General features: G+C 35.0%; 16 protein-coding genes. 6 read left to right on the forward strand and 10 right to left on the reverse strand.

The window, feature by feature from the left end; genetic code table 11:
* Positions 1-6 precede the first annotated feature (6 nt).
* From IWB64_RS08785 to IWB64_RS08830, 10 genes are all read right to left on the reverse strand, one after another.
* On the reverse strand, positions 7-966 hold the full coding sequence (locus IWB64_RS08785; RefSeq protein WP_194533661.1) for an acyltransferase family protein: 960 nt from the start codon (positions 964-966) through the stop codon (positions 7-9).
* 42 nt (positions 967-1,008) lie between these two features.
* Positions 1,009-1,983, reverse strand: coding sequence for a glycosyltransferase family 2 protein (locus IWB64_RS08790; RefSeq protein ID WP_194533662.1), 975 nt, complete (start codon positions 1,981-1,983; stop codon positions 1,009-1,011).
* A gap of 49 nt (positions 1,984-2,032) precedes the next feature.
* A complete protein-coding gene (locus tag IWB64_RS08795; protein ID WP_194533663.1) occupies positions 2,033-2,518 on the reverse strand; it encodes a serine acetyltransferase in 486 nt (161 codons plus the stop codon).
* Positions 2,519-2,539: 21 nt separating this feature from the next.
* Positions 2,540-3,454 carry a hypothetical protein gene (locus IWB64_RS08800; protein WP_194533664.1) on the reverse strand — a complete coding sequence of 305 codons (915 nt, stop codon included), beginning with the start codon at positions 3,452-3,454 and terminating at the stop codon, positions 2,540-2,542.
* 4 nt (positions 3,455-3,458) lie between these two features.
* Positions 3,459-4,880 (reverse strand): MBOAT family O-acyltransferase, encoded by a 1,422-nt coding sequence (locus tag IWB64_RS08805; protein ID WP_194533665.1) that lies wholly within the window; start codon positions 4,878-4,880, stop codon positions 3,459-3,461.
* Positions 4,881-4,910: 30 nt separating this feature from the next.
* Positions 4,911-6,230 (reverse strand): O-antigen ligase family protein, encoded by a 1,320-nt coding sequence (locus tag IWB64_RS08810; RefSeq protein ID WP_194533666.1) that lies wholly within the window; start codon positions 6,228-6,230, stop codon positions 4,911-4,913.
* A gap of 16 nt (positions 6,231-6,246) precedes the next feature.
* Positions 6,247-8,652 (reverse strand): GumC family protein, encoded by a 2,406-nt coding sequence (locus IWB64_RS08815; protein ID WP_194533667.1) that lies wholly within the window; start codon positions 8,650-8,652, stop codon positions 6,247-6,249.
* 45 nt (positions 8,653-8,697) lie between these two features.
* A complete protein-coding gene (locus tag IWB64_RS08820; protein ID WP_226975834.1) occupies positions 8,698-9,456 on the reverse strand; it encodes a WecB/TagA/CpsF family glycosyltransferase in 759 nt (252 codons plus the stop codon).
* A 23-nt stretch (positions 9,457-9,479) separates the two neighbouring features.
* Positions 9,480-10,301 carry a polysaccharide biosynthesis/export family protein gene (locus tag IWB64_RS08825; protein WP_226975835.1) on the reverse strand — a complete coding sequence of 274 codons (822 nt, stop codon included), beginning with the start codon at positions 10,299-10,301 and terminating at the stop codon, positions 9,480-9,482.
* A 75-nt stretch (positions 10,302-10,376) separates the two neighbouring features.
* Positions 10,377-11,732, reverse strand: coding sequence for an exopolysaccharide biosynthesis polyprenyl glycosylphosphotransferase (locus tag IWB64_RS08830; RefSeq protein ID WP_194533668.1), 1,356 nt, complete (start codon positions 11,730-11,732; stop codon positions 10,377-10,379).
* 766 nt (positions 11,733-12,498) lie between these two features.
* Here IWB64_RS08830 and IWB64_RS08835 point away from each other — a divergent pair.
* The 6 genes from IWB64_RS08835 to IWB64_RS08860 all read left to right on the forward strand — a co-directional run bounded on the left by IWB64_RS08835 (position 12,499) and on the right by IWB64_RS08860 (position 21,455).
* The gene (locus tag IWB64_RS08835) at positions 12,499-12,996 is read left to right on the forward strand and encodes a T9SS type A sorting domain-containing protein (RefSeq protein WP_226975836.1); all 498 of its coding nucleotides are present in this window, start codon (positions 12,499-12,501) and stop codon (positions 12,994-12,996) included.
* 199 nt (positions 12,997-13,195) lie between these two features.
* Positions 13,196-15,970, forward strand: coding sequence for a T9SS type A sorting domain-containing protein (locus tag IWB64_RS08840; RefSeq protein ID WP_194533670.1), 2,775 nt, complete (start codon positions 13,196-13,198; stop codon positions 15,968-15,970).
* A 4-nt stretch (positions 15,971-15,974) separates the two neighbouring features.
* Positions 15,975-16,718, forward strand: a complete 744-nt coding sequence (locus IWB64_RS08845; protein ID WP_194533671.1) for a hypothetical protein — start codon at positions 15,975-15,977, stop codon at positions 16,716-16,718.
* Positions 16,715-18,943 carry a hypothetical protein gene (locus tag IWB64_RS08850; protein WP_194533672.1) on the forward strand — a complete coding sequence of 743 codons (2,229 nt, stop codon included), beginning with the start codon at positions 16,715-16,717 and terminating at the stop codon, positions 18,941-18,943. The genes IWB64_RS08845 and IWB64_RS08850 overlap by 4 nt, the downstream gene beginning before the upstream one ends.
* Positions 18,944-19,308: 365 nt before the next feature.
* Positions 19,309-20,292: a glycosyltransferase family 4 protein gene (locus IWB64_RS08855; RefSeq protein WP_194533673.1), complete on the forward strand. Its 984-nt coding sequence runs from the start codon at positions 19,309-19,311 to the stop codon at positions 20,290-20,292.
* Positions 20,289-21,455 carry a glycosyltransferase gene (locus IWB64_RS08860; protein WP_194533674.1) on the forward strand — a complete coding sequence of 389 codons (1,167 nt, stop codon included), beginning with the start codon at positions 20,289-20,291 and terminating at the stop codon, positions 21,453-21,455. The genes IWB64_RS08855 and IWB64_RS08860 overlap by 4 nt, the downstream gene beginning before the upstream one ends.
* Positions 21,456-21,468 lie beyond the last annotated feature (13 nt).

Raw genomic sequence — 21,468 nt, forward strand, 5'->3', positions numbered from 1 at the left:
AATTTCTCAATACAATTGAAAGATCAATTTCCAATTGAACTGTTTTTCCATAAAGGTTTGAGAAAATATTCTGGCAAGACATCTTAAAATATACGCTGCAATTATTATAATTATAAACATAATTAATAGGTTCAACGGAAAAATACTATTCATTTTATCCGTGAATAGAGAAAATTGTACCAAATAAATCTCTAAACATAGTCCCGAAATAGTTTTCATGATTGGACCTAAGATTTGGCTATTATAAGCGTGTTTTACAATTTCATTATTGGCTAGTTTGTAAAAATAGAATACAATGATTCCGAGCGGAATTAAAGATAGTAATTGAATGTCTGGATACCATTGTAGTTTCTGAGATAGCATTAGAATACCATAAAAAACTATAGTACTTAAGATAAGTTTAATAAGGTCATAATTAAATTGAAATTTAAATTGTTTTTTTGAAATACCTATCATTGCACCAAATAAAGCATATAAAAAGTAATGTCCCCATTTAAAATAGTTATATCCATAGATGTTATAGTTCAATGGTCTTTGTATTAAAAAGAACCAAGCAATTACAATTATTATGACAATCATTGTTGCTAAGTAAAGATGGTTAATCATATATCGATTAATAAGATAGAGTAATACGTAGTAAATCATTACACAAGTAATAAACCAACTGCCTCCATACAATATAACATCTACGATATTATCATCCTTATCGAAGAATAGTGTGCTCAAAATTGCCCAAGCAAAAACCGTAGGATAAATTCTATTTACTCTTTTTTTATACCAATTATCAAAACGTCCCATAGGTTTAAGAAATAGTACAAATCCAATGGTAAAAAAGAATAAGGCATCACCTATTGCTCCACCAGTGGCAAATATTTTATTAGGATACAACAATTCCATATGTGAATTGGTAATCAAAAGAGCGGCAAAAAATTTCAATATATCGATGCTAATATTTCTTTCTTTCATGATAGACTATCTTAGTTTTATAAGCTTGGTCAAGTTGTAGGATTAAACTCTATCACCTATGGTTGAGTTTGTCAATTTAGAATACATTCCTAACAAAAACCTATAATATTTGGGGGCAAATCTTATCAATATATAAGCAACACGATGCTTCAGAACGACTTTTTTATTTGATAGAATGAATGAATGATAATTCCTAAGTTTTTGTTTGATTTGGTAGAGTTCTTTTTTGTACTTAGTTTCATTGGATATTAAAATAAGGTTTGCTATAGATATGTTGGCAATGATATTGTTGTATTTGGCAGTTTCAATAATTTCAGTAGACTCATCTGTAACTTTATTTAAAATTTTATCGGCTACATAAGTCATTTGTAGATATCGCGAGTCGAATCGAGACATAGAAACTGAATTATCATTTACGGCGTAGTTATATTTTTTTATATCTTCAAAAACAAATGAAGAAGCTTTTTGAAATACTCTAAAACAGAAATAAACATCTTCATTTATGGAACCTTCAAAAGCTTCCAGTTGGGCTAATTCAATTTTAAAGAGTTTATTATATGCACCCCAATTTAAGCTGTAATTAAGTAGGCCAATTATTGCTTCATCCCTAGTAAGCGCTCTTGGTTGCGTGGTTGTTGTTTCAATTTCTTGGTTGCCTTTTCTTACAGAGCAAATACTTATATCCGCTGTAAAATTAATTGCGTTATTATATAATAACTCAAGCATGTCTGGCTCCAGCGAATCGTCACTATCCACAAAATTAACAAAATCTCCATTTGCACTTTTCATACCTGCATTTCTAGCAGCTGAGACACCTTGGTTTTTTTGATGAATAACATATATTCTCTTATCTCTTTGTTGCAATTCGTCACATATCCTTGGGCTTGAGTCGGAAGAACCGTCATTTACTAAAATCACCTCAATATCCGAAAACGTTTGACTCACAATTGAATTCACGCATTTTTCGAGATATAATTCGGTATTGTATACGGGTACGATAACACTAATTTTTGTCATAACCACTGATTCGATTGAAGTTAAGGTTCCTAATTTTACGGCTTTTTTGTTATTTATGAATCTCTCTAGCTGGATTTCCAACAACAGTACAGTTATTAGGCACATCCCGTACAACAACGCTTCCACTACCTATCTTTACGTTATCTCCAATATGTAACCCACCTATAATACAAACATTACTACCAATGTCAACATTGTTTCCTATTACTGGGGATGCACTAAAACTACCGTCAGGTAATTCTTTTCTGCCAATAGTCGTACTTTGCCTTAATGAGCAATTTGTGCCCAATATCGTTCCGCCATGCACAACCAGAGCTTGACCATGATGTAGCATTAATCCTTTTCCTGCTTTGGTTCTCCATTGAAGCTCTATACCTAAAGTCCATTCAACAAAGAATGTATAAAAAAGACGATACGGTAGACCAATAATTTTTAAGAACTTATTACGCGTACCAATATTAGCCAGCCTAAACAGTACCATAATTAGTCGTCCTTTGGTGGTATTTGCATTCCAGTCTTGAAATATAAAATTCATTATATCAATAAATTTTTATTGCTATTCTATTTTTAGGTGTGCTTTTATCAAATCAACTACTTTTTCAGAAAAGATTACAGCACCATTATCATTAAGATGTTCGATATCGGCAAAAAGGTATGGAGCTTTCAAAAAATCCTTGTCCTTTGTGAAGTCAAAGAAAGGCACTTTTTTTTCTTCACATAGTTTTTTACATAGCGCTATCGAAAAATCATCTTCATATTTATAATATATAGGTGAAACTAATACTACTACAGGAATTTCATGCTGTTTGCACAAATTAAGAAATTCATTAAAAACAGTAACTTTATTTTTGTCTATCTCATAAGGTAAAACAGAATGGTGGTTTTCTATTGGTTCTTTCCACTCTCCAAATAAAGGAACATATCCTTTATTTGCTTTGGTTTGTAAACCCTTAATATTGATATTTCCAAATACAATGTTTCCTATGGTTGAATTATAAGGATAAATGCTTGATAGATTCTTAACAGGTTCATAGGAACTTCTCAAATTCACAATACTCCTTATTTCAGGATGGTGTTTATAATATGGTAATAATGATGATAAGCGGTCATAATCGCTTTGGTTATATGTAAATTCTCCAGTAAAATCATATAGAATTAGCTTAGGTTTATATCTTTTCAGCACGGACCTTAATACAGCGGTTTGATAGAATATGAAGTTACCATCCCTTCCCGTATTATAAAATGTGTTTTTTAATTTCCTTTCAAAAACATCAGGTTTATAATGATGGTTGGCACGAGAAGACCCAAAGACAAGAATATCTTCTTTTGTATGCTCTATACTATGAGTGGTTCTGTGTTGAAAACCAGCGGATTGCTTGAAGTAAAAGTATTCTAGCCCCCGCCCTATACCAAAGTCCAATGCCAAGACTATGATAAGACCAATTATACAATTAAGAATAAATTTTTTCATACGATTAAAACTGAAAATAAATAAACTGTCCTCCATCAAAAACACCGAGAAGAAGGATTAAGGCAATGACAAAAGAATAGGATAGATATCTTATCAGTCGCACTTTGCTGGTAAAGAACAAAGTTCCATTAGGATAGAATTCATCATAAGCATCTTTTAGCATTAGCAAAATAATAGCGAACAAGCTATAAACAAACGAGCTTTTATCCCCAATAAAAAAATCCCCTTGAACTGTTGCAATACGTTTTATTACAGTAATAGCATCAGACAGGCTATTAGCTCTGAAAAAAATCCAAGAAAAAGAAATAAGAACGAAGGTGAGTAGTAAATTCCCAGCATAAAATAGATTAAAACCGCTCCTTTCTTTTTTTCGGTTAGGGGAAACACCTAATATTTTAAATATAACTTGATAAAGGCCGTTTAAACCACCCCAAATAACATAGGTCCAATTAGCGCCATGCCATAAACCACTAACTAAAAAAGTGATAAGTATATTACGATAATTTTTTGCTGTTCCCACGCGATTTCCCCCTAGTGGTATGTAGACATAATCTTTAAACCAAGTAGATAACGATATGTGCCATCTAGACCAAAATTCTGCACAGGATTGAGCAAAATAGGGGCGTCTAAAGTTGGTCATCAGGTCAAATCCCATTATTTTGGCACACCCAATGGCAATATTGCTATATCCTGCAAAATCACAATAAATTTGGAACGCAAAAAAGGTGGTTGCTACTAACAGTGTAATGGAACTATGATATTCGGGAGCGCCATAAACGGAATTGACATAAATTGCTAAACGGTCTGCAACAACTATTTTCATAAAGTAGCCCCAAATCATAAGTTTTATACCTTGGGCTGCTTGATGATAATTGAATGTCTTTGTCTCTTTAAATTGAGGCAATAAGTTTACTGCCCTTTCAATAGGCCCCGCTACTAGTTGCGGGAAAAATGAAACAAAAAGCGCGTAAATTCCAAAGTGTTTTTCACTTTTAATTTCCCCACGATAGACGTCTATGGTGTAGCCGACCGCTTGAAAAGTATAAAATGAAATACCAACAGGTAATAAAAGATCAAAGTTGGGTAGGGTCATACGGATTCCCCAATCATTAAGCAGTCCAAAAATAGATTCATTAAAGAAATTGTAATATTTGAATAGAAATAGAATGCCTAGATTAATAATTAGGCTTGCCGTTAAATATGTTTTTTTTCTATTTTGAATAGGTGTGCTATCAATTTTTAGAGCACACAAGTAAGTAACTAAGGTAGAAGTGAAAATTAGAATGGCATAAATGGGTTGCCAATTCATATAGAAGTAATAACTCGCTACTAATAAAAACAGCCAACGATATTTTGGAGTGATTATGTAGTACAGTATGGCTACTATTGGAAAGAATAATAAAAATTCAAAAGAATTGAATAGCATATCTACTGGAATTTTTTTATTGTAATACAACTAATTGATGTAATTTTTTGTCCATACGTAAGTACTTTTACTACTATAGATGCATAAGCATATGTAAGTTGCTACAGCTAACAACATTCTATAGTCTATTAGTGAATAAACGGTGTTAAATGCAATGCCCCAGGATAAAATAGCTGCAACGGGATAAATCATTTCTTTTGCCTGATATCCATTATAAATTTTTTTAAAACAACTTAACAGGGGTAAACAAATAAGTATTACGAAAATAAAAAAGCCAATATACCCATGTTCGACAAGTATTTTTAAATAACCATTTTCTGGTTGATTTAGATAGTATAAATCACCACCTGCTTCGGTTATTAAATATAAATCTTGATGGTACATTTTGATGTACTTCTGAAAATTTGCGAGGCCGATACCTAATATTGGATATTGTGCAATAATATCACCGGTTTCATCCCAAATGGATTTTCTAAATAAAAAATCACTGGAAATGGTATCAGTCCTACTGAAGATACCCCCTCCATCGGGAGAAAGAAGTGTTAATGTAGTAAATAGCATTACGGCCAATAGTATAATTGTAGATTTAATTCTGGCACTCATAGAAAAGAATACTATTACCATACCTACCAGCCAGCCTCCAAGAGCTGAACGACTTCCAGCTAGAAGTATGGCTAAAACACTAAATGCAAAGGCTATATAGTATAATTGTTTCTTTCTAGTTGAACTATTAGGTTGAAAAATTAGAAAACTAAAACTACCTAAAGCCAAAAATTGTCCACTGGTTTGCGAATCAAGAAAGAGGCCAGGGTATCTTGTGATTCCTGTACTTTCATTAAAAACATTTGAGCTTGAGCCGCTCATATAAGAAAATTGCACACCTACGACAACTTGAATAAATACGACTAAAACCATTGCTATTATGCTAAGTTGAAATGCCTGTACGAACTTATAAAGATTATCTTTCTTTTTCTCTAAATAAAGCATTACAAAACGAGCATAAATAAAAATAGTAAAGGGTTGGTAGGTAAATTGAAGGTTGTTTAGTGGGAACTGAGAGTTGATTTTACCAAGTATAATAAAAAGCCAGAAAAGTATAACTAAAATTAAATAAATTCTACCTTTTCCGTTGGAAGTAAAACTTATAAATTCTTTAAAAAATAAAATTAGAGCGACAATAGAAACAACGTCGAAAAACCTTAACAGACCATACTCCATAGGTAGAATTTTGGTGTCAATTAGACAAAGTCCGTAGGCTACAAATAAAACATACGTTTCTATGGTCGGTTTAATGACTATAAAATATCCGAAGATTATAATACCAATAAATGCTATGATGTATTGAAGCATAATAAGCGTCTTATTGCTATTTCTTTTTAAGGAATGGAATTGATTGGATGAAATTTTTAAAAGCTGCTTGAATCGATGTTAATTTGGATAGGTTTATAATCTTTTGATTGCCATTTATTGATTCCTCCAAAAAGTCATACCCGTATCCATACCCGTACCCGTAATTTTCTTTTATAATACCACGAGCTCTTACGCCATTAAATACAACGGAACAGTTCTTAAAACGTTTTTTATTCACATTTTCATCTAGATGATTTGCCACAAATTTTGGGGTGTGGTCATGCCGTACCGTCATTATTATTTTATCTGAAAAACCAGCTAATAGGGTAGCGTCAGATACCATCCCACTTGGTGGAGAATCTATAATAATGGCGTCAAATTCCTGTTTTAAATCTGTAAAGAATTGCACTAGTTTTTTGTTGGTCAAAAGTTCTGAGGAGTTAAGGCTTTTTTTGCCAGAAGGAAAAATATATAAATCTCCTTCTTCTTTGTGTTTTATGCTTTCAGGACTCAGTTCTGAGGTGAGCATATTACTAATACCCGGTTTGTTTTCTAAATTAAAAATACCGGAAACCCCTTCTTTACGAAGATCCATATCTACTAGAGCTGTTTTTTTTCCTGTTAGTGCAATGCTCAATGCCAAATTGGCGCTTACATAACTCTTGCCTTCTCCGGGTATACTAGAGGTAACCATAATGGTTTGAACGGGGTCTTTGTAATCATAAACTCCTAAATACGATAAAACCTGGCGAAATTGGTCCGCTATAAAAACATCTTTGTGCCTGGTAATCAACAACTCATCTTGAGGTTTATCTACAAAGGCCAATTCCCCTAAAACGGGTAAGTTGGTTCTAGATTCCAATTCCGAACGGAATAATACCTTTGAATTGAATAGCTCTTTACCGCCTACCCATGCTACACCTGCTCCTAAGGTAAGGAACAGACCAATAGCGTAGGCGAATAATTTCTTAGGTTTTACAGGGTTTGGCGTGGCTTCGGCTTCCTGTATTACTCTAACATTACCAGCAGTGGGGGCATAGGAAAGGGCAGTTTCTTCTCTTTTTTGCACTAAATAGTCATAGAGGTCGGAGACACTTTTTTTCCTTCTGTTTATTTCTACATATTTACGTTCTTGTTCCGGCAGCGAGTCCAATGCATTATTATATTTGCCACTACTGTCCGTTAAATTACCCCTACTGGCTCTTAAGCTGGATTTTTGATTTCGAACGTTTTCAAGAATGCCAGGTCTAATTTTTTCAATTCTATTGCGTATAGCTACCAGAATTGGGTTGTTCTCCGCGGTTGTTTTCCGTAGTTGTTCGTATTCAATTTCCGCATCGTACAAACGTTGTAATAATTGGGTGAGAATAGGGTCTGAAATACCCAGTGTGGAAGGGACAATACCTGTATTTTTATTTTTAGAGACTACATAACTCTCCACTTTGTCAAGAACCGAAAGCTGTAAGTTAATATCGGCTATTCTTCTGTCATAATCACCAACGTTCTGAAGGTATAGACTGCCTTGTTCACTTAAATCTATAACGCCTTCTGAAGAGCGGTATTTTTGTAGTTCCTTTTCTACGTCTTGCAATTGTTCCCCAACTTGTTCCATGCGGGTCTCTACAAATTCCAATGTATTACTGGCCAAAGAATTTTGGTCGGCTATAGCAGCCTTTTTATAGGACTTAATTAGTTGATTTACAATGTCATTTCCTCGATCGGGGTTAGCATCCAAATACGAAATTTTCACCACGGTTGAAGACTTGTTGGCAGCACCTACATAAAGATTACCTAGAATCTGTTGCGCAGCTGCGCTGGGATTTTTGAAAAGGTAGTAAAAATCACTTTGATCACTTACCGGAGCTTCTTCATTTTTGACGAATTTGATATTGCTGCCACCGGCCGGGTTATCGATCCAAGTGTCTAAAGCATAATTTTCATCGTCTATGATAATCTCATTTTTTTCAGAATCGTAAGTAAAATCTACTGGTTCGGCATCTTTGTACGTGTTCTCATTCTCTGGGTTTTGAAGGAGTATTTTAACAGGTGCTTCTGAATAAACCATGCGGTCACTAAAAAAATTAGATTCATAGATTTGCGCATATAATCCTAGTTCAGAAACTATGTCAGAAATAATACTTTTTGACATGAGTACCTCAATTTCGTTTTCAACGATTTTTTTAGATTCAAAAACATTGATAGATTCCATTAATTGAGATTCATCTACTCCTTTTTTTTCATCATTGACAATCATTGCCGCATCACTTTGGTAAAGAGGAGTTGTAAAACTTAAATATAATTTAGCTCCAATGAGCCCTAAAAAGAAGAGCGCAACAAATAATGGCCAAAAAGGAATAAATTTGGCAGCTAATAAAGTAAAGAGGTTCTCTCTAGTTTCAATGGGTGTATTTTCTCTAGACATCCTTAAAATTTCTTTTTCGTAAACGTTGGATTTAACCTTTAAGTTTTAACTCTCAACAGGTACTGTTTTTTTTAAAAGCAAAGCTACCTTTTCTTTTGCAAGATAGTATACGAATATGGCTCCATAATAGATGTAACGTTTCCACATTCTGCCAGGTTCCCTTAAAAGACGTCCTAACCATTCTAAACCTAGGTCAATCCAAATTTTACTTGGACGTTTAACCGTTCCGGCATAAAAGTCAAAAACAGCTCCAATAGAACATATCATACCTACGGTCATATCATTTTTATGAGTATAGGCCCATTTTTCTTGTTTAGGAGCGGTCATACCTACAAAAAGTACATCCGGTACAAAGTTGTTAACGGATTCAATCATCTTTTGATTGTCCGCTTCTGAAAATTCTGCCTTAAAGGGAGGGGAGTAGGAGCCTACTTTAACATTAGGGTAATCCTTGGCCATCCTTTTCGTAATAATCGCTAGGGTGCTTTCCGAAGCGCCTAAATAAAAACAAGAACCGCTCTCTTTATTTAATTTTTCAAGTAAAAATTGATGAATATCTGCTCCAGCAATTTTCTTTACTTTTTGGTGATATAGCCATTTTGAAGCTAATACGATTCCTATACCATCAGGAAGTAGAATATCACTATTTTTTAGTGCATTCTTAAATTCTGCATCTTCTTCAGCAATACAATATGAATATTGATTTATGGTGCTAATCAAGAAATTTTTTTCGAAAGTGATGCTTTCCAAAGAATCGCTAAAAATAGGATAACCCATACATTCTATGTTTTTGTACCTACTCATGGGGGAATTTTAATGTTGGTGTATTATTTGAAATTCACTATTGTAATTATAGCTAGGGATATAGCGCTCAATGCCACAGGAATCCATGCTTTAACTATGCTAGATTCTAGCGCTTTCGATTCTTTTGGCTCTACATATATAATATCATTTGATTTTAAATGATAGTATGGAGAAGAGAATATTTCATTAGAAGTTAAATCTATACGTCTTAGGGTTTTCTTACCGTCTTCTTCCCTTATTAATGTTACGTTCTGCTTATTGCCATAAATGGTAATGTCACCAGCAAGGCCAAGCGCTTCCAGTAATGATATCTTTTCGTTTGGAATGGTCATGACAGAAGGATTTCTTACTTCACCTAAAACAGATACCTTAAAATTTAAATAACGTATATCTACTATAGGTTCTATAAGTAGTTTTCCAGTTTCCAAAGCATTTGTAATTTCTTCACGCAATGCTTTTTTAGTCTTGCCAGCGGCCATGATTTTTCCAAGAATAGGGAACCGAATAAAGCCATCTTCATCTATAAGATAACCAGAGGCTCTTGCAATTTCACCTGTGGCCGTCGATGATTCCATTGTAGCATTTCTCGTTGGATTAAAAAGGGCGGCAGCATCTGGATTTACACTGCTAACCGTTATTCCTAAAAGGTCATTGCTTTTAAGGACCGGTTCTAAATTTTCCATTCGTGAAGAAATAAATGTAGAATCTGGTGTCTCATAAAAATATGCCGATTTTCTCATGTTTACACAAGAACTTATACTGAAAACCAATACCATACCTGCTATATAGCGGGAGAGCATGCTTTTTTTTAACTTCGCACCGTATGTAGCGTTATTAAATTTCATTTTTATTTGTTTAGTTAGTGTTATTTCTATGTATTTTGTTGTAATAGTTGTGTTTAAGGACGGCTAAGATACTCATTAATAGGCCTTACCCTCTCCTTTTACTGCGTTTAGTACAGTTTTTAATACTATTTCTATGTCTAAGCCCATAGACCATTTTTCTACATAAAATATATCTAGCTTAGTTCTATTCAAAATATCTGCTTTCTCTTCTATCTCGCCTCTGTAGCCACTTACTTGTGCCAAACCTGTAATTCCGGGCTTTACAAAGTGTCGTACCAAATATTTATCTACGGATATTTCATAATCCATGGTGTGTAGTTCCATATGCGGTCTTGGGCCTACTACGCTCATATTACCGATAAAAACATTAAAGAACTGGGGTAGTTCATCTATACTGGTCCTCCTAATAAACTTGCCTACTTTAGTTATGCGCATATCACCTTTTGTGGCCATTTTGGTGTTTGCATCCTCAGAAGGGCGCATAGACCTAAATTTGTAGCACCAGAACGTTTTGCGTTTTAGGCCGTGTCTTTTTTGTTTAAAATATAAGTCTCCAGGAGATTCTAGTTTTATTAAAACATACATTAAAGGTACTAACCATGAAAGTAGGGTAACGATAACTAAGGAAGAAAATAAGATGTCAAAAGTGCGTTTTGCAATGCGTGCAAACTCGGTATCTAAAGGTACTTTTCTAAGGTTTAATACGGGTATGTTATCGTAAAGTTCTATAGACATCCCTTTTGTATAAATTTCTTTGTTATCCGGAATAATTTTAATTCTGATTAGGTTGTTATCAGCAAAATCTATTAAGTTATGGAGTTCCTGTTGGTTAAACTCGGCCGCAGAACAATAGATTTCATCAACTGTATTTTCTAGAATGTAGAGAAAACAGTCAACAATTGGTCCTAGATAGGTCTCACTTTTAGATTCTTTATCATCAAAATAGCCCAGATACCTATATCCCAACTCGGGTTCATCAAAAACCTTTCTGATTTTTTTTAAGTTTTGATCTCTACCAATGACCACTACGTTTACGGAATTCCCGCCCCACAGACGATATTTTCTTCTAAACCAAAAGAACATCACCCTGAACCAAATGAGGGATAAACAGATAACCCCGTAAATTACAAGTTGAAACTCAAGAGACTCGTATATTTTTCCAGTTATACCAAATAGCGCAAAATAGGCAAGCCCGTAGATGAGATAGAGTTGAACAACTTTTTGAATATTGGTAAAGAATGTTTCTTTACGGGCTCTTTTATAATATTTAAGTCCGTAGGTAATAAGCAACCAGGAAATATTATAGTGTAGGATATGATAAAAATTGCTGTAGGTCTCGGGAGTAAGGTAAAGCAATAAGCCATTAATGATACACAAGTGCATCGTTAACGTTATTGGTAAAATTAAATCTGAATTTTTTAAACCTCTCATTTCCTAAGTCAAGTAATTCTAATAGCCTGGTTATATTTTTTTTACTTATTGAATTCAATTCAATTAAGAATATTCATAAGGATGCTATAGTTTCATATACTACTTTTTTAAGTAGTGCCTTTAACATTATTCTCTTTGGCTATATTCTATAGTTACATAGAGTTTAGTAGGGGTGTTTGTAAGCTTTGGGGAAGCCTTAAATAGTGGATTCAAAGGTATTGTTTAGTGCGGCATGTGCAAAATTAATGCCACGATTAGTTAAGTGAAAAACAGGGTTTGGACGTGTTTTAGATTTGTATTTTAACGAGCATACCTGTTTTTTATTATACTTGGCGAAGGTTAAGTATTTTCGGTTTTTTTTTTGTGATGAAAATGGAGCCTCTCGGTCAGATACGTTTAAAATCGGTGAAGGTAAATTCATGATATAAAGTAGGCTTGTATTATGTAGGTATTACATTTACGTTAAATGTAATTCACTTGGATTTTTAGTCATGTTTTTAAAAAACAAATTCTAGTCTTGTTTTGATAAGTTTTCTTTCTATAAAGGTGTATGATTGAAAGATTTGGATTGTTTGTCATGTTGGAAAGGCAAGTTAGTATGCAGAAAGAGATATTGTTAAGGTATTAATTTGGTTTCCCTGGGCAAAATGAAGGATTAAAAACCCGATGAAAGGTATTTGGTTATGTAGTTAATCGAAAACTCCCATGAATCGCCGTGCTAGCTATAATACGGGCTACTGCTTGCCGTTTCAAAATAATGAAACAAATGCTTACCTCCCTTATCTTACTTGCCTTTTGGGTTGTAGCTCAGGCACAAAATGAAACTAAACCTGAAAATTCAAATGCATCCATGGCATCCATAAACGTTTCAGGAGGTGAGGCAAGGAGTAGTGCAGGTTCTGTTGTGTATTCTGTTGGAACTGTCTTTTACACGAGTATCGTAGCGCAGCATACTACCGTTTCTCAAAGCATACAACAGGCTAAAGAGTCAAAAATAGACTTAATGGATAAGGTTCAATTGGTAAATGTGCTTGCCTATCCAAATCCAACTACGGATTATGTGTTGATTGATATTATCGATTACAAAAAAGAAAATGCCCAATATCAATTGTTTGATTTTAAAGGGAGCCTCATAAAAAATGTACGAATTACCAACTCAACTACGAAAGTCCCAATGGATGATTTGGAGTCTTCCACCTATTTTTTAAAAGTAAGCGTAATGAACAAGTTTGAAAAAATTATTACCCTTCTAAAACAACGATAGTATTTCTAATTTTCGTTAAGCCTTTTTTCTTACAAAAACGCATCGAACAGAAGAAATATAGGTATTTTGTCGATATTATAATATATTACGTCGATTATTCGTTATTCAGCAAATCTTATTTTTTTGAATATATGACTGATCTAAATCATGTAAATTCACGTATACAAGTAGCTGTTTTTCCCCAAACATGGCGCTACTTATGAGAAAAAAAATCCTTTTACTAGCATTTATTTGCGGCTTTACTTGTGTGCAAAGCCAACAAAATAAATATAATGACTCCGCTAATATGGTGGTTTACAATGCATCTGGCGGAGACGCCCTGTCTAACCACGGCTCTTTAGCCTATTCTTTAGGCGGAGTTTTTTACAGCGTAATTGAATCTCCCCATACTTTAGTTTGCGAAGGTGTTCAGCAAGCAGAATTTGCTGAAACTGAAGAAGAAGTTATAGAGGAAGATGAGGTTGTGGAAGAGGAAGTCATAGAGGAAGAGCCCGTTGAGCAGGTAGATCCTGTTGTAGTAGAAACCTCCGATCCCGAACCAGAACCAATTTCCGAAACACCAGAAGAGGAAGTTATTGTTGAAGAAGAGGCAGAAGATGTTCCAGAGGAAACATCTGATACTCCAAGTCCGATTGTAGAAGAAGAAATTCCAGTTTCCGAACCCGAACCAATTCCTGAAACACCAGAAGAAGATAGTGTTGAAGAAGAGGAGGAAGCTGTTCCAAAGGAGACCTCTGATACTACTGAGCCGATTATAGAGGAAGAAACTCCAGTTTCCGAACCAGAGCCAACTCCCGAAGTACAAGAGGAAGTTATAGTAGAAGAGCAAGAAGTTGTTCCAGAGAAAACATCTGATGTTCCGGAACCGAATGTAGAGGAAGAAACTCCAGTTTCCGAGCCAGAACCAACTCCTGAAGCACCTGAAGAAGTTAGCGTTGAAGAAGAGGTAGAAGATGTTCCAGAGGAAACATCTGATACTCCAAGTCCGATTATTGAAGAAGAAATTCCGGTTTCCGAACCAGAACCAACTCCCGAAACACCGGAAGAAGTTAGTGTTGAAGAAGAGGAAGAAGCTGTTCCAAAGGAAACATCTGATATTTCAGAACCGATAGCAGAGGAAGAAACTCCAGTTTCCGAATCAGAACCAACTCCTGAAACACCAGAAGAAGAAATTAGCGTTGAAGAAGAGGAGGAAGCTGTTCCAGAGAAAACACCTGATATTTCTGAGCCGATTGTAGAAGAAGAAACGCCAGTTTCCGAACCAGAACCAACTCCTGAAACACCTGAAGAAGTTATCGTTGAAGGAGAGGAAGAGGCTATTCTAGAGAAAACGGTTGATACTCCAGAACCGATTATTGAAGAAGAAATTCCAGTTTCCGAACCAGAACCAATTCCCGAAACACCAGAAAAGGAAGTTAGCGTAGAAGAGGAAGAAGAAGTAATACCAAAGGAAATACCTGATGTTCCAGAACCGATAGTAGAGGAAGAAATTCCGGTTTCTGAACCAGAGCCAACTCCGGAAGCACCGGAAGAAGAAGTTATAGTAGAAGAGGAAGAAACTCCAGTTTCCGAACCTGAGCCGACTACGGAAGCACCTGAAGAAGAAGTTATCGTTGAAGGAGAGGAAGAAGCTGTTCCAGAGGAAACATCTGATACTCCTGAGCCGATTATAGAGGAAGAAACTCCAGTTTCCGAACCAGACCCATCTCCTGAAGTACAAGAAGAAGTTATAATAGAGGAGGAGGAAGAAGCTGCGCCAGAGGAAACATCTGATACTCCAGAACCGACTGTAGAGGAAGAAACTCCAGTTTCCGAACCTGAGCCGACTACGGAAGCACCTGAAGAAGAAGTTATCGTTGTAGAAGAGGAAGAAGCTATTCCAGAGGAAACCGTTGATACTCCAAGTCCGATTATAGAGGAAGGAACTCCAGTTTCCGAACCTGAGCCAATTCCCGAAACATCTGAAGAAGAAATTAGCGTTGAGGAAGAGGAAGAGGCTATTCCAGAGGAAACGGTTGATAATTCTGAACCGATTGTAGAGGAAGTAGCTCCAGTTTCTGAATCAGAACCATTAGTAGAAGAAGAAACTGTTGAGCCCGAGTCGTCACCAGCTCCTGAAACACTTGGAGAAATATTAGCAGGAGAAGTAGAAATTTTGCCTGCTGAGTCATCCAATAGTGATGATCCAATTGAAGAGTGGGAAGCACCTATCTCTAATCAGGGTTCTATAGTATTCGAAGAAACATCTGAATCAGATTTGGAACCGGTTTCTGAAATATTAATAGGAGAAGTAGAAATTTTGCCTGCTGAGTCATCCAATAGTGATGATCCAATTGAAGAATGGGAAACACCTGTCTCTAATCAGGGTTCTATAGTGTTTGAAGAAACACCTGAATCAGGTTTGGAGCCGGTTGCCGAAATCATGGTTTCAGAGAAAGAGGTGATACCTGTTTTTGAGTCAGAGACTATTGTAAATGAAGAACCAACTGAATCCGAATTAGAGTTGGCCCCTGACTTAGCTACAGAAGAAACTATTATAGAAGAAGCATCAAATACTCCTGATCCTGTTATTGCAGTTCAGGAACTCCCGATTACAGAGCCACAACCAATAGTAGAGGAAACTCTAAATAATAATGATTACACTAGGGTTGTTGAGCAAGGAGAAGAAACAGAGCAAATTCAGCTTATTGAAGCGCAGGATATTGAAGATTATACTCTTCTGGAAGTAGATGAGGTTGAAATTGTAGCTTACCCAAATCCTGTGGTGGAAGAGTTTTCTATAGAGATTAAAAATTATGAAAACCAGCGAGCTTGGTATAAACTTTTTGATTTTCAAGGCAGGTTGGTTGTTGGTGATCAAATTATAAGTGAGAATACTAAAGTTAATATTCCTGAATTGAAAGCTGCTTCCTATTTACTCAAAGTTTTTATATCAAACCAAACAATCAAAACATTAAAAATTTTAAAAAAATAACATTATGAAATTAAGAGTGCTCTATGCTTTTATGCTACTCGCTGTATTGGAAATATCAGCGCAGGCTCCCGAGAAAATGAGTTACCAGGCTATCATTCGGTCTAGTGATAACAGTTTGGTGTTGGATGCACCGGTAAATTTAAAAATTATTGTGCGCCAAGGCAGTGTAAACGGAACCAGTGCCTACGAAGAGACACATGCGGCTACTACTAATGGTAACGGTCTGGTAAGTTTAGAGATTGGTGATGGAAACCGTATTTCTGGAAATTTTAGAGATATTCCTTGGAGCAACGGTCCTTTCTTTATTGAAACACAAGTAGATCCTGACGGAGGTAACAATTACTCAATTATAGGGGTGAGTCAATTGTTGAGTGTGCCCTACGCCCTTTATGCAAAATATGCTGAAAATGTTGTTGAAGCTACAGCAAGTGCATCAGTAGAAAAAGATGTTGCTGTAATTTCGGTAGAGTCTTCTCGTAATATCACCACTAGTGATGTAGGAAATACTCTAGAGTGTACTAAAACGGCTACTTTAACGCTTATTTCAGCCTTCTCTGATATGGAAATTGGTGAAACTGTTAATTTGGAAGCTCATAATGGTGCTTCTCTTACTATAAAAGCAACTAGTGGAGTATCTTTGAATTATAATGATGGTGGTACGGCCAGTTTTGAAAGTGCAAGCGGAAATGTACGCTTTGGACTATTACGAAAATCTGGAACTAACGCCTATATAATTTCTGGTCAATGAAGTATTTGAATTTTTTACTATTGTTATTGGTGTCTTCTGTAAGTGCTCAGAATTATCAATATAGTTTGGACGTGCCCAAAGTACTAGAGCCTCAACTAATCGAGGCAGAAAGTAGTTCGGTTCGTATTATACCACAAGATTTTGATTGGAGTAATATACCAACGGACTACAGTGATTCCGTTTGGGAAATACGATACAATTTTGATCTTGCGGGTCAAACCATTATTTTACCAGAAAATGTAACTGTACGTTTTAATGGGGGCGTTTTAGTAAATGGTACTGTACGGGGAGATCAAAGTATAATTGAATCAAATTCAGAAAACCAACTTTTTGATGCATTAACCTTAGAAGGTACTTTTAAGAGTGAATATTTAAAACCTCAGTGGTTTGGGGCTGCTATGAATGGCACAACTGATGATAGGGAAGACTTTGTTGAAACATTAGACCAAGCTGAAAATATTGGAGCGAAAGTTCTAGTTGATAAAAATATGTTCATTGATGTTGAAGAAACAGGTAAAAAGTCTATTTTTTTAGCAGATAACGCTTGGTTAGAAGGTGCTAATGATGCTAGTATTATTATTAATAATCTATTGTCACCAGCATTCTACATGGCTTTGACTAAAAACATCACTATTAAGAATGTTACTTTTTTGTATGACCAACAGTATGATGCCACTTTTGGATGGGTTTCGCATGATAATGGATTGAATATTCAACAATTAAAAGGGTATCTCAGTGAAACGAAGGATATTGTTTTTAATACTACCAACCCATTGTGGAGAGGACCAGTTTTATATAGATCAACATTCTTAATAGATGCAGCCGAAAATATTCTGTTTGATAATGTTACATTTAAATCAAAAGGAGATACTGCAGATAAATTTATCCAGTGGGCAATAAAGTTAAAAGAAGAATATAAACCTAGTCAAACTGTTAATAACGATGTTGGAGTTACAGTAATACCTAAAAATATCACCATGAAAAATGTAACCCTAGATGGTGTTATTATGGGTATTCAGGGTGTAGTAAATGGCTTTAATTCTGACGGACTAAAGTCTAAGAGATATTCGGATGTACAAGACTTAAATGGCAACTATGTTGGAGGGAAATCTTTTTGGATGCCACCGCCACATCTTATATATCTTAATGCGGATAATTCTACCGAATATGAGTCAAGCAATATTGAAATTTTAAATACCATTGATTATGGCGAATATATAGGTAGTGAAAAAGTAAGAGCAAGTGTCAGTGGGTATTGTAATTCTCTAAAATTAGTGGGTAATGTCAATAAAGTCCTCGTTGACGGTTATAAATCTTACCGTCGTGATGGTCTTTGGGATTTACAGAACATCACAGATGGTTCATTTAAAAATATATATTCAGAAAGCCTTTCTAATATATTTAATCCAACTTTTAGGTTTTACGCAGCTAGATTTGTTGGGACATTGCAGAACTGTACGTTTGATAATATAACTATTAAAGATAATTCTGCTGTAACCAGCATGTATCCTTTGGATTTTACATTGGGAGATAATGTAGATATGAACAATGTAAATATATACGTAAAGGAGCTTACAACCGCAGAAGACGGTCCTTTTGCAATTTTTGGTTCAAATAATACGGTAATGAATTCAAGTTTGAATATAGAAAATCATATGACTGCCGTAGAGAATATTGGTGTTATTGCAAATAATACAAAAACAAGAAACTTTGGGGCAAACAATCATTATGAAATAGTTGTGAATGGTTGGAGAGAAATAGAATCTAACGTACCCGGAAGATGTATGAAGTTAATCTTAACAAATGCTTCTAATCCAAATTCTAATTACGCAAAAATCGTGGACGAAAATAATAAGTTTACCGCGGAAAAAGTAAATAAAGTGAGAACTGATCATTGGGTGCAAACGGAGGATGTAATTATAGGTAGCGGTTCTAGCCAGGAATTAAAAATGAGAATACCTTATAATTTTGCAGTTAGTAAAATTGAGTTAATTACAAAAGAAGATTTATCACTTGATACTAACGTTACAATAATTGCGCGTTCAACCGATGGCGAAACCGTATTGTCTAAAGTGTCGAATAAAGTTGGGCAAGTAAATGAAAGTTATAATATGGATGCTTTTAGCTTGACTCAATCCGTGCACTTAATTTCAGATGAAGATTTAAAAAATGCGGGTAAAGTAACTGTTAGTATGGAACTAACAAGAGTTACGAATCCAAACTAAAGAAATGGGTAACCATTTGTAGTTGTGACATCCAATGAAATGGAATCAATTTTTGAACAGAATTATTCTCTTAAAACATCTTTATTAAACAAGAATAGCTAAACATATTTAGGTATTTTGTAGTAAGCCTGTAAAAATCATGAAGTTCGCTAAATATTTATATGAATAGTTTGAAATTGCTTCTTAATTAATTGATATTTACACCGCTTTTATTTTTACGTATATATGCTAAAAGATGTTAAGTGATTTTATAGAAAAGTATTGTAAATCTATATAGATACTAGCTTATTTGAAGATTATATTTGATCGGTTTTAGTATGGAAAAATAAGAAAACCGATAAAAATTAGTTGAAAACTATTTTTGAATGAAAATCAATTATTTCTTTCGGCATCCTAAGGTGGGGCATTCTATCCATCGCGTTTTTCGTACTCTTATAGGGGAAGTCAATAAATCTGTTGATACAATTATATACGAGGTGCCGTCTCCTGGTTCCATGCCAAGTAGTGTAATAAGAAATGTTTGGTATACCTATAAAAAAAGAGATAAAGATGTTATACACCATGTAACAGGTCATATACATGATGTTCTTTTAGCTTTAATTGGTGTAAAAACTGTTTTAACAGTTCATGACTTAGTGTTTTTAGATAATGTAAAAAATCCTTTTAAACGTCTATATAAATGGTTGTTTTGGCTTTATTTTCCTATTAAGATTGCAGATGTTGTGGTGTGTATTTCAAATCAAACCAAACAAAATATATCTGGTAAAATAAAAACAGATAAGCTCACGGTTATACACAATGCTATTGATCCAATTTTTATTCCTGAAGAAAAATTTTTTAATAAGGATATGCCTGTAATTCTTCATATCGGGACAGGATGGAATAAAAATTTAGGACGTACAATCGAAGCTTTGTCCGGTATTTCTTGTCACCTTCGTATCATAGGAAAACTAAAAGAATCTCAAATTGCTTTATTGGGTAAGTATGACATAGATTATTCAAATCAAAGTAATCTTACCGACGAGGGTATAAAGGATGAATATAAAAATTGCGACATTGTAAATTTCCCTTCGATGTACGAGGGTTTTGGTATGCCTGTTATTGAAGGTCAAAAAACAGGTAGGGTTGTGATTACTTCTAATATAGAGCCTCTTGTTGAAGTGGCTGATGGGGCAGCAGTTATGGTTGACCCTACTGATGTTGACTCAATAAGAGAGGCATATGAAAATGTAATTTCTAATGAGGTCTACAGATTAGATTTAATAGCAAAGGGGTTTAAAAACGCAGAAAGATTTTCCGTTGAGAATATTGCGAAGCAATACATTGAATTATATAAAACCTTAGAATGAAAATACTCCGAATCATACCAAGTATGGATCCTAAGCAAGGAGGGCCATGTCAAGGCATACGCAATGCCATTCCAGAGATGCAAAAGTTAGGGGTGGAAAATGAAGTCGTTTGTTTTGATAAGTCAGATGCGCCATATTTAGGGCAAGATTCATTCACTATCCATACACTGGGTGAAACTAAAACGCCCTGGCGTTATAACGACGCGCTTATTCCTTGGTTGCTTGCAAATTTCAAAAAATATGATGTAGTAATTGTTCATGGGTTGTGGCTATACCATAGTCACGCCGCTATAAAAGCAATTTTATCTTATAGGAAACATAATTCTAACTCACCAAAAATATATATCATGCCCCATGGTATGCTAGATCCATATTTCCAGAGAGCAGAGGAACGAAAGTTTAAAGCTTTACGGAATAAATTGTATTGGAAGTTTATTGAAAATAAAGTAGTAAATGAAGTAGATGGTATCTTATTTACTTGTGAAGAAGAGCTTTTGTTGGCAAGGACAACCTTTCCAAATTACAAACCTAAAAATGAAATTAACGTAGGTTATGGTATTCAACCACCGCCTATATATAATGCAGGAATGAAAACTGCTTTTTCTGCGGGACTACCAAGCTGGAACGGAGAACCCTATCTTTTGTTTTTGAGTAGAATACATCCTAAGAAAGGAGTGGATCTTTTTATAAAAGCTTATTTAAGATTAGAAAAGGAACTAGAACAGTTGCCACAACTAGTTATTGCTGGTCCTGAAAATCATGCCTATGGAAAAGAAATGCAAGCTTTAGCAGCTGCATCAGACAATATTCTTTTTGCGGGAATGTTGTCCGGAGATGCAAAATGGGGCGCTTTTTATGAAAGTCAATGTTTTGTTCTTCCTAGCCATCAAGAGAATTTTGGTATAGCGGTAGTAGAAGCATTGGCCTGTGCCAAACCCGTATTAATCAGCAACAAGGTTAATATATGGCGAGAGATAGAAAAAGAGAATGGTGGAATAGTTAAAGAAGACACCGAGGAAGAAACATGTAAGTTGCTTAAGCAGTGGTTGGTAAAAAATGATGTTGAAAAAACGGAAATGGCCGCAAAAGCATTTACGGTGTATCAAGAATATTTTACCATAGCTCAAGCGGCTCAACAATTTTTAAAGGGAATAAAATCTTAAAACGCATACCCCC

The sequence above is a fragment of the Zobellia nedashkovskayae genome (assembly GCF_015330125.1).
Taxonomy (GTDB): domain Bacteria; phylum Bacteroidota; class Bacteroidia; order Flavobacteriales; family Flavobacteriaceae; genus Zobellia; species Zobellia nedashkovskayae.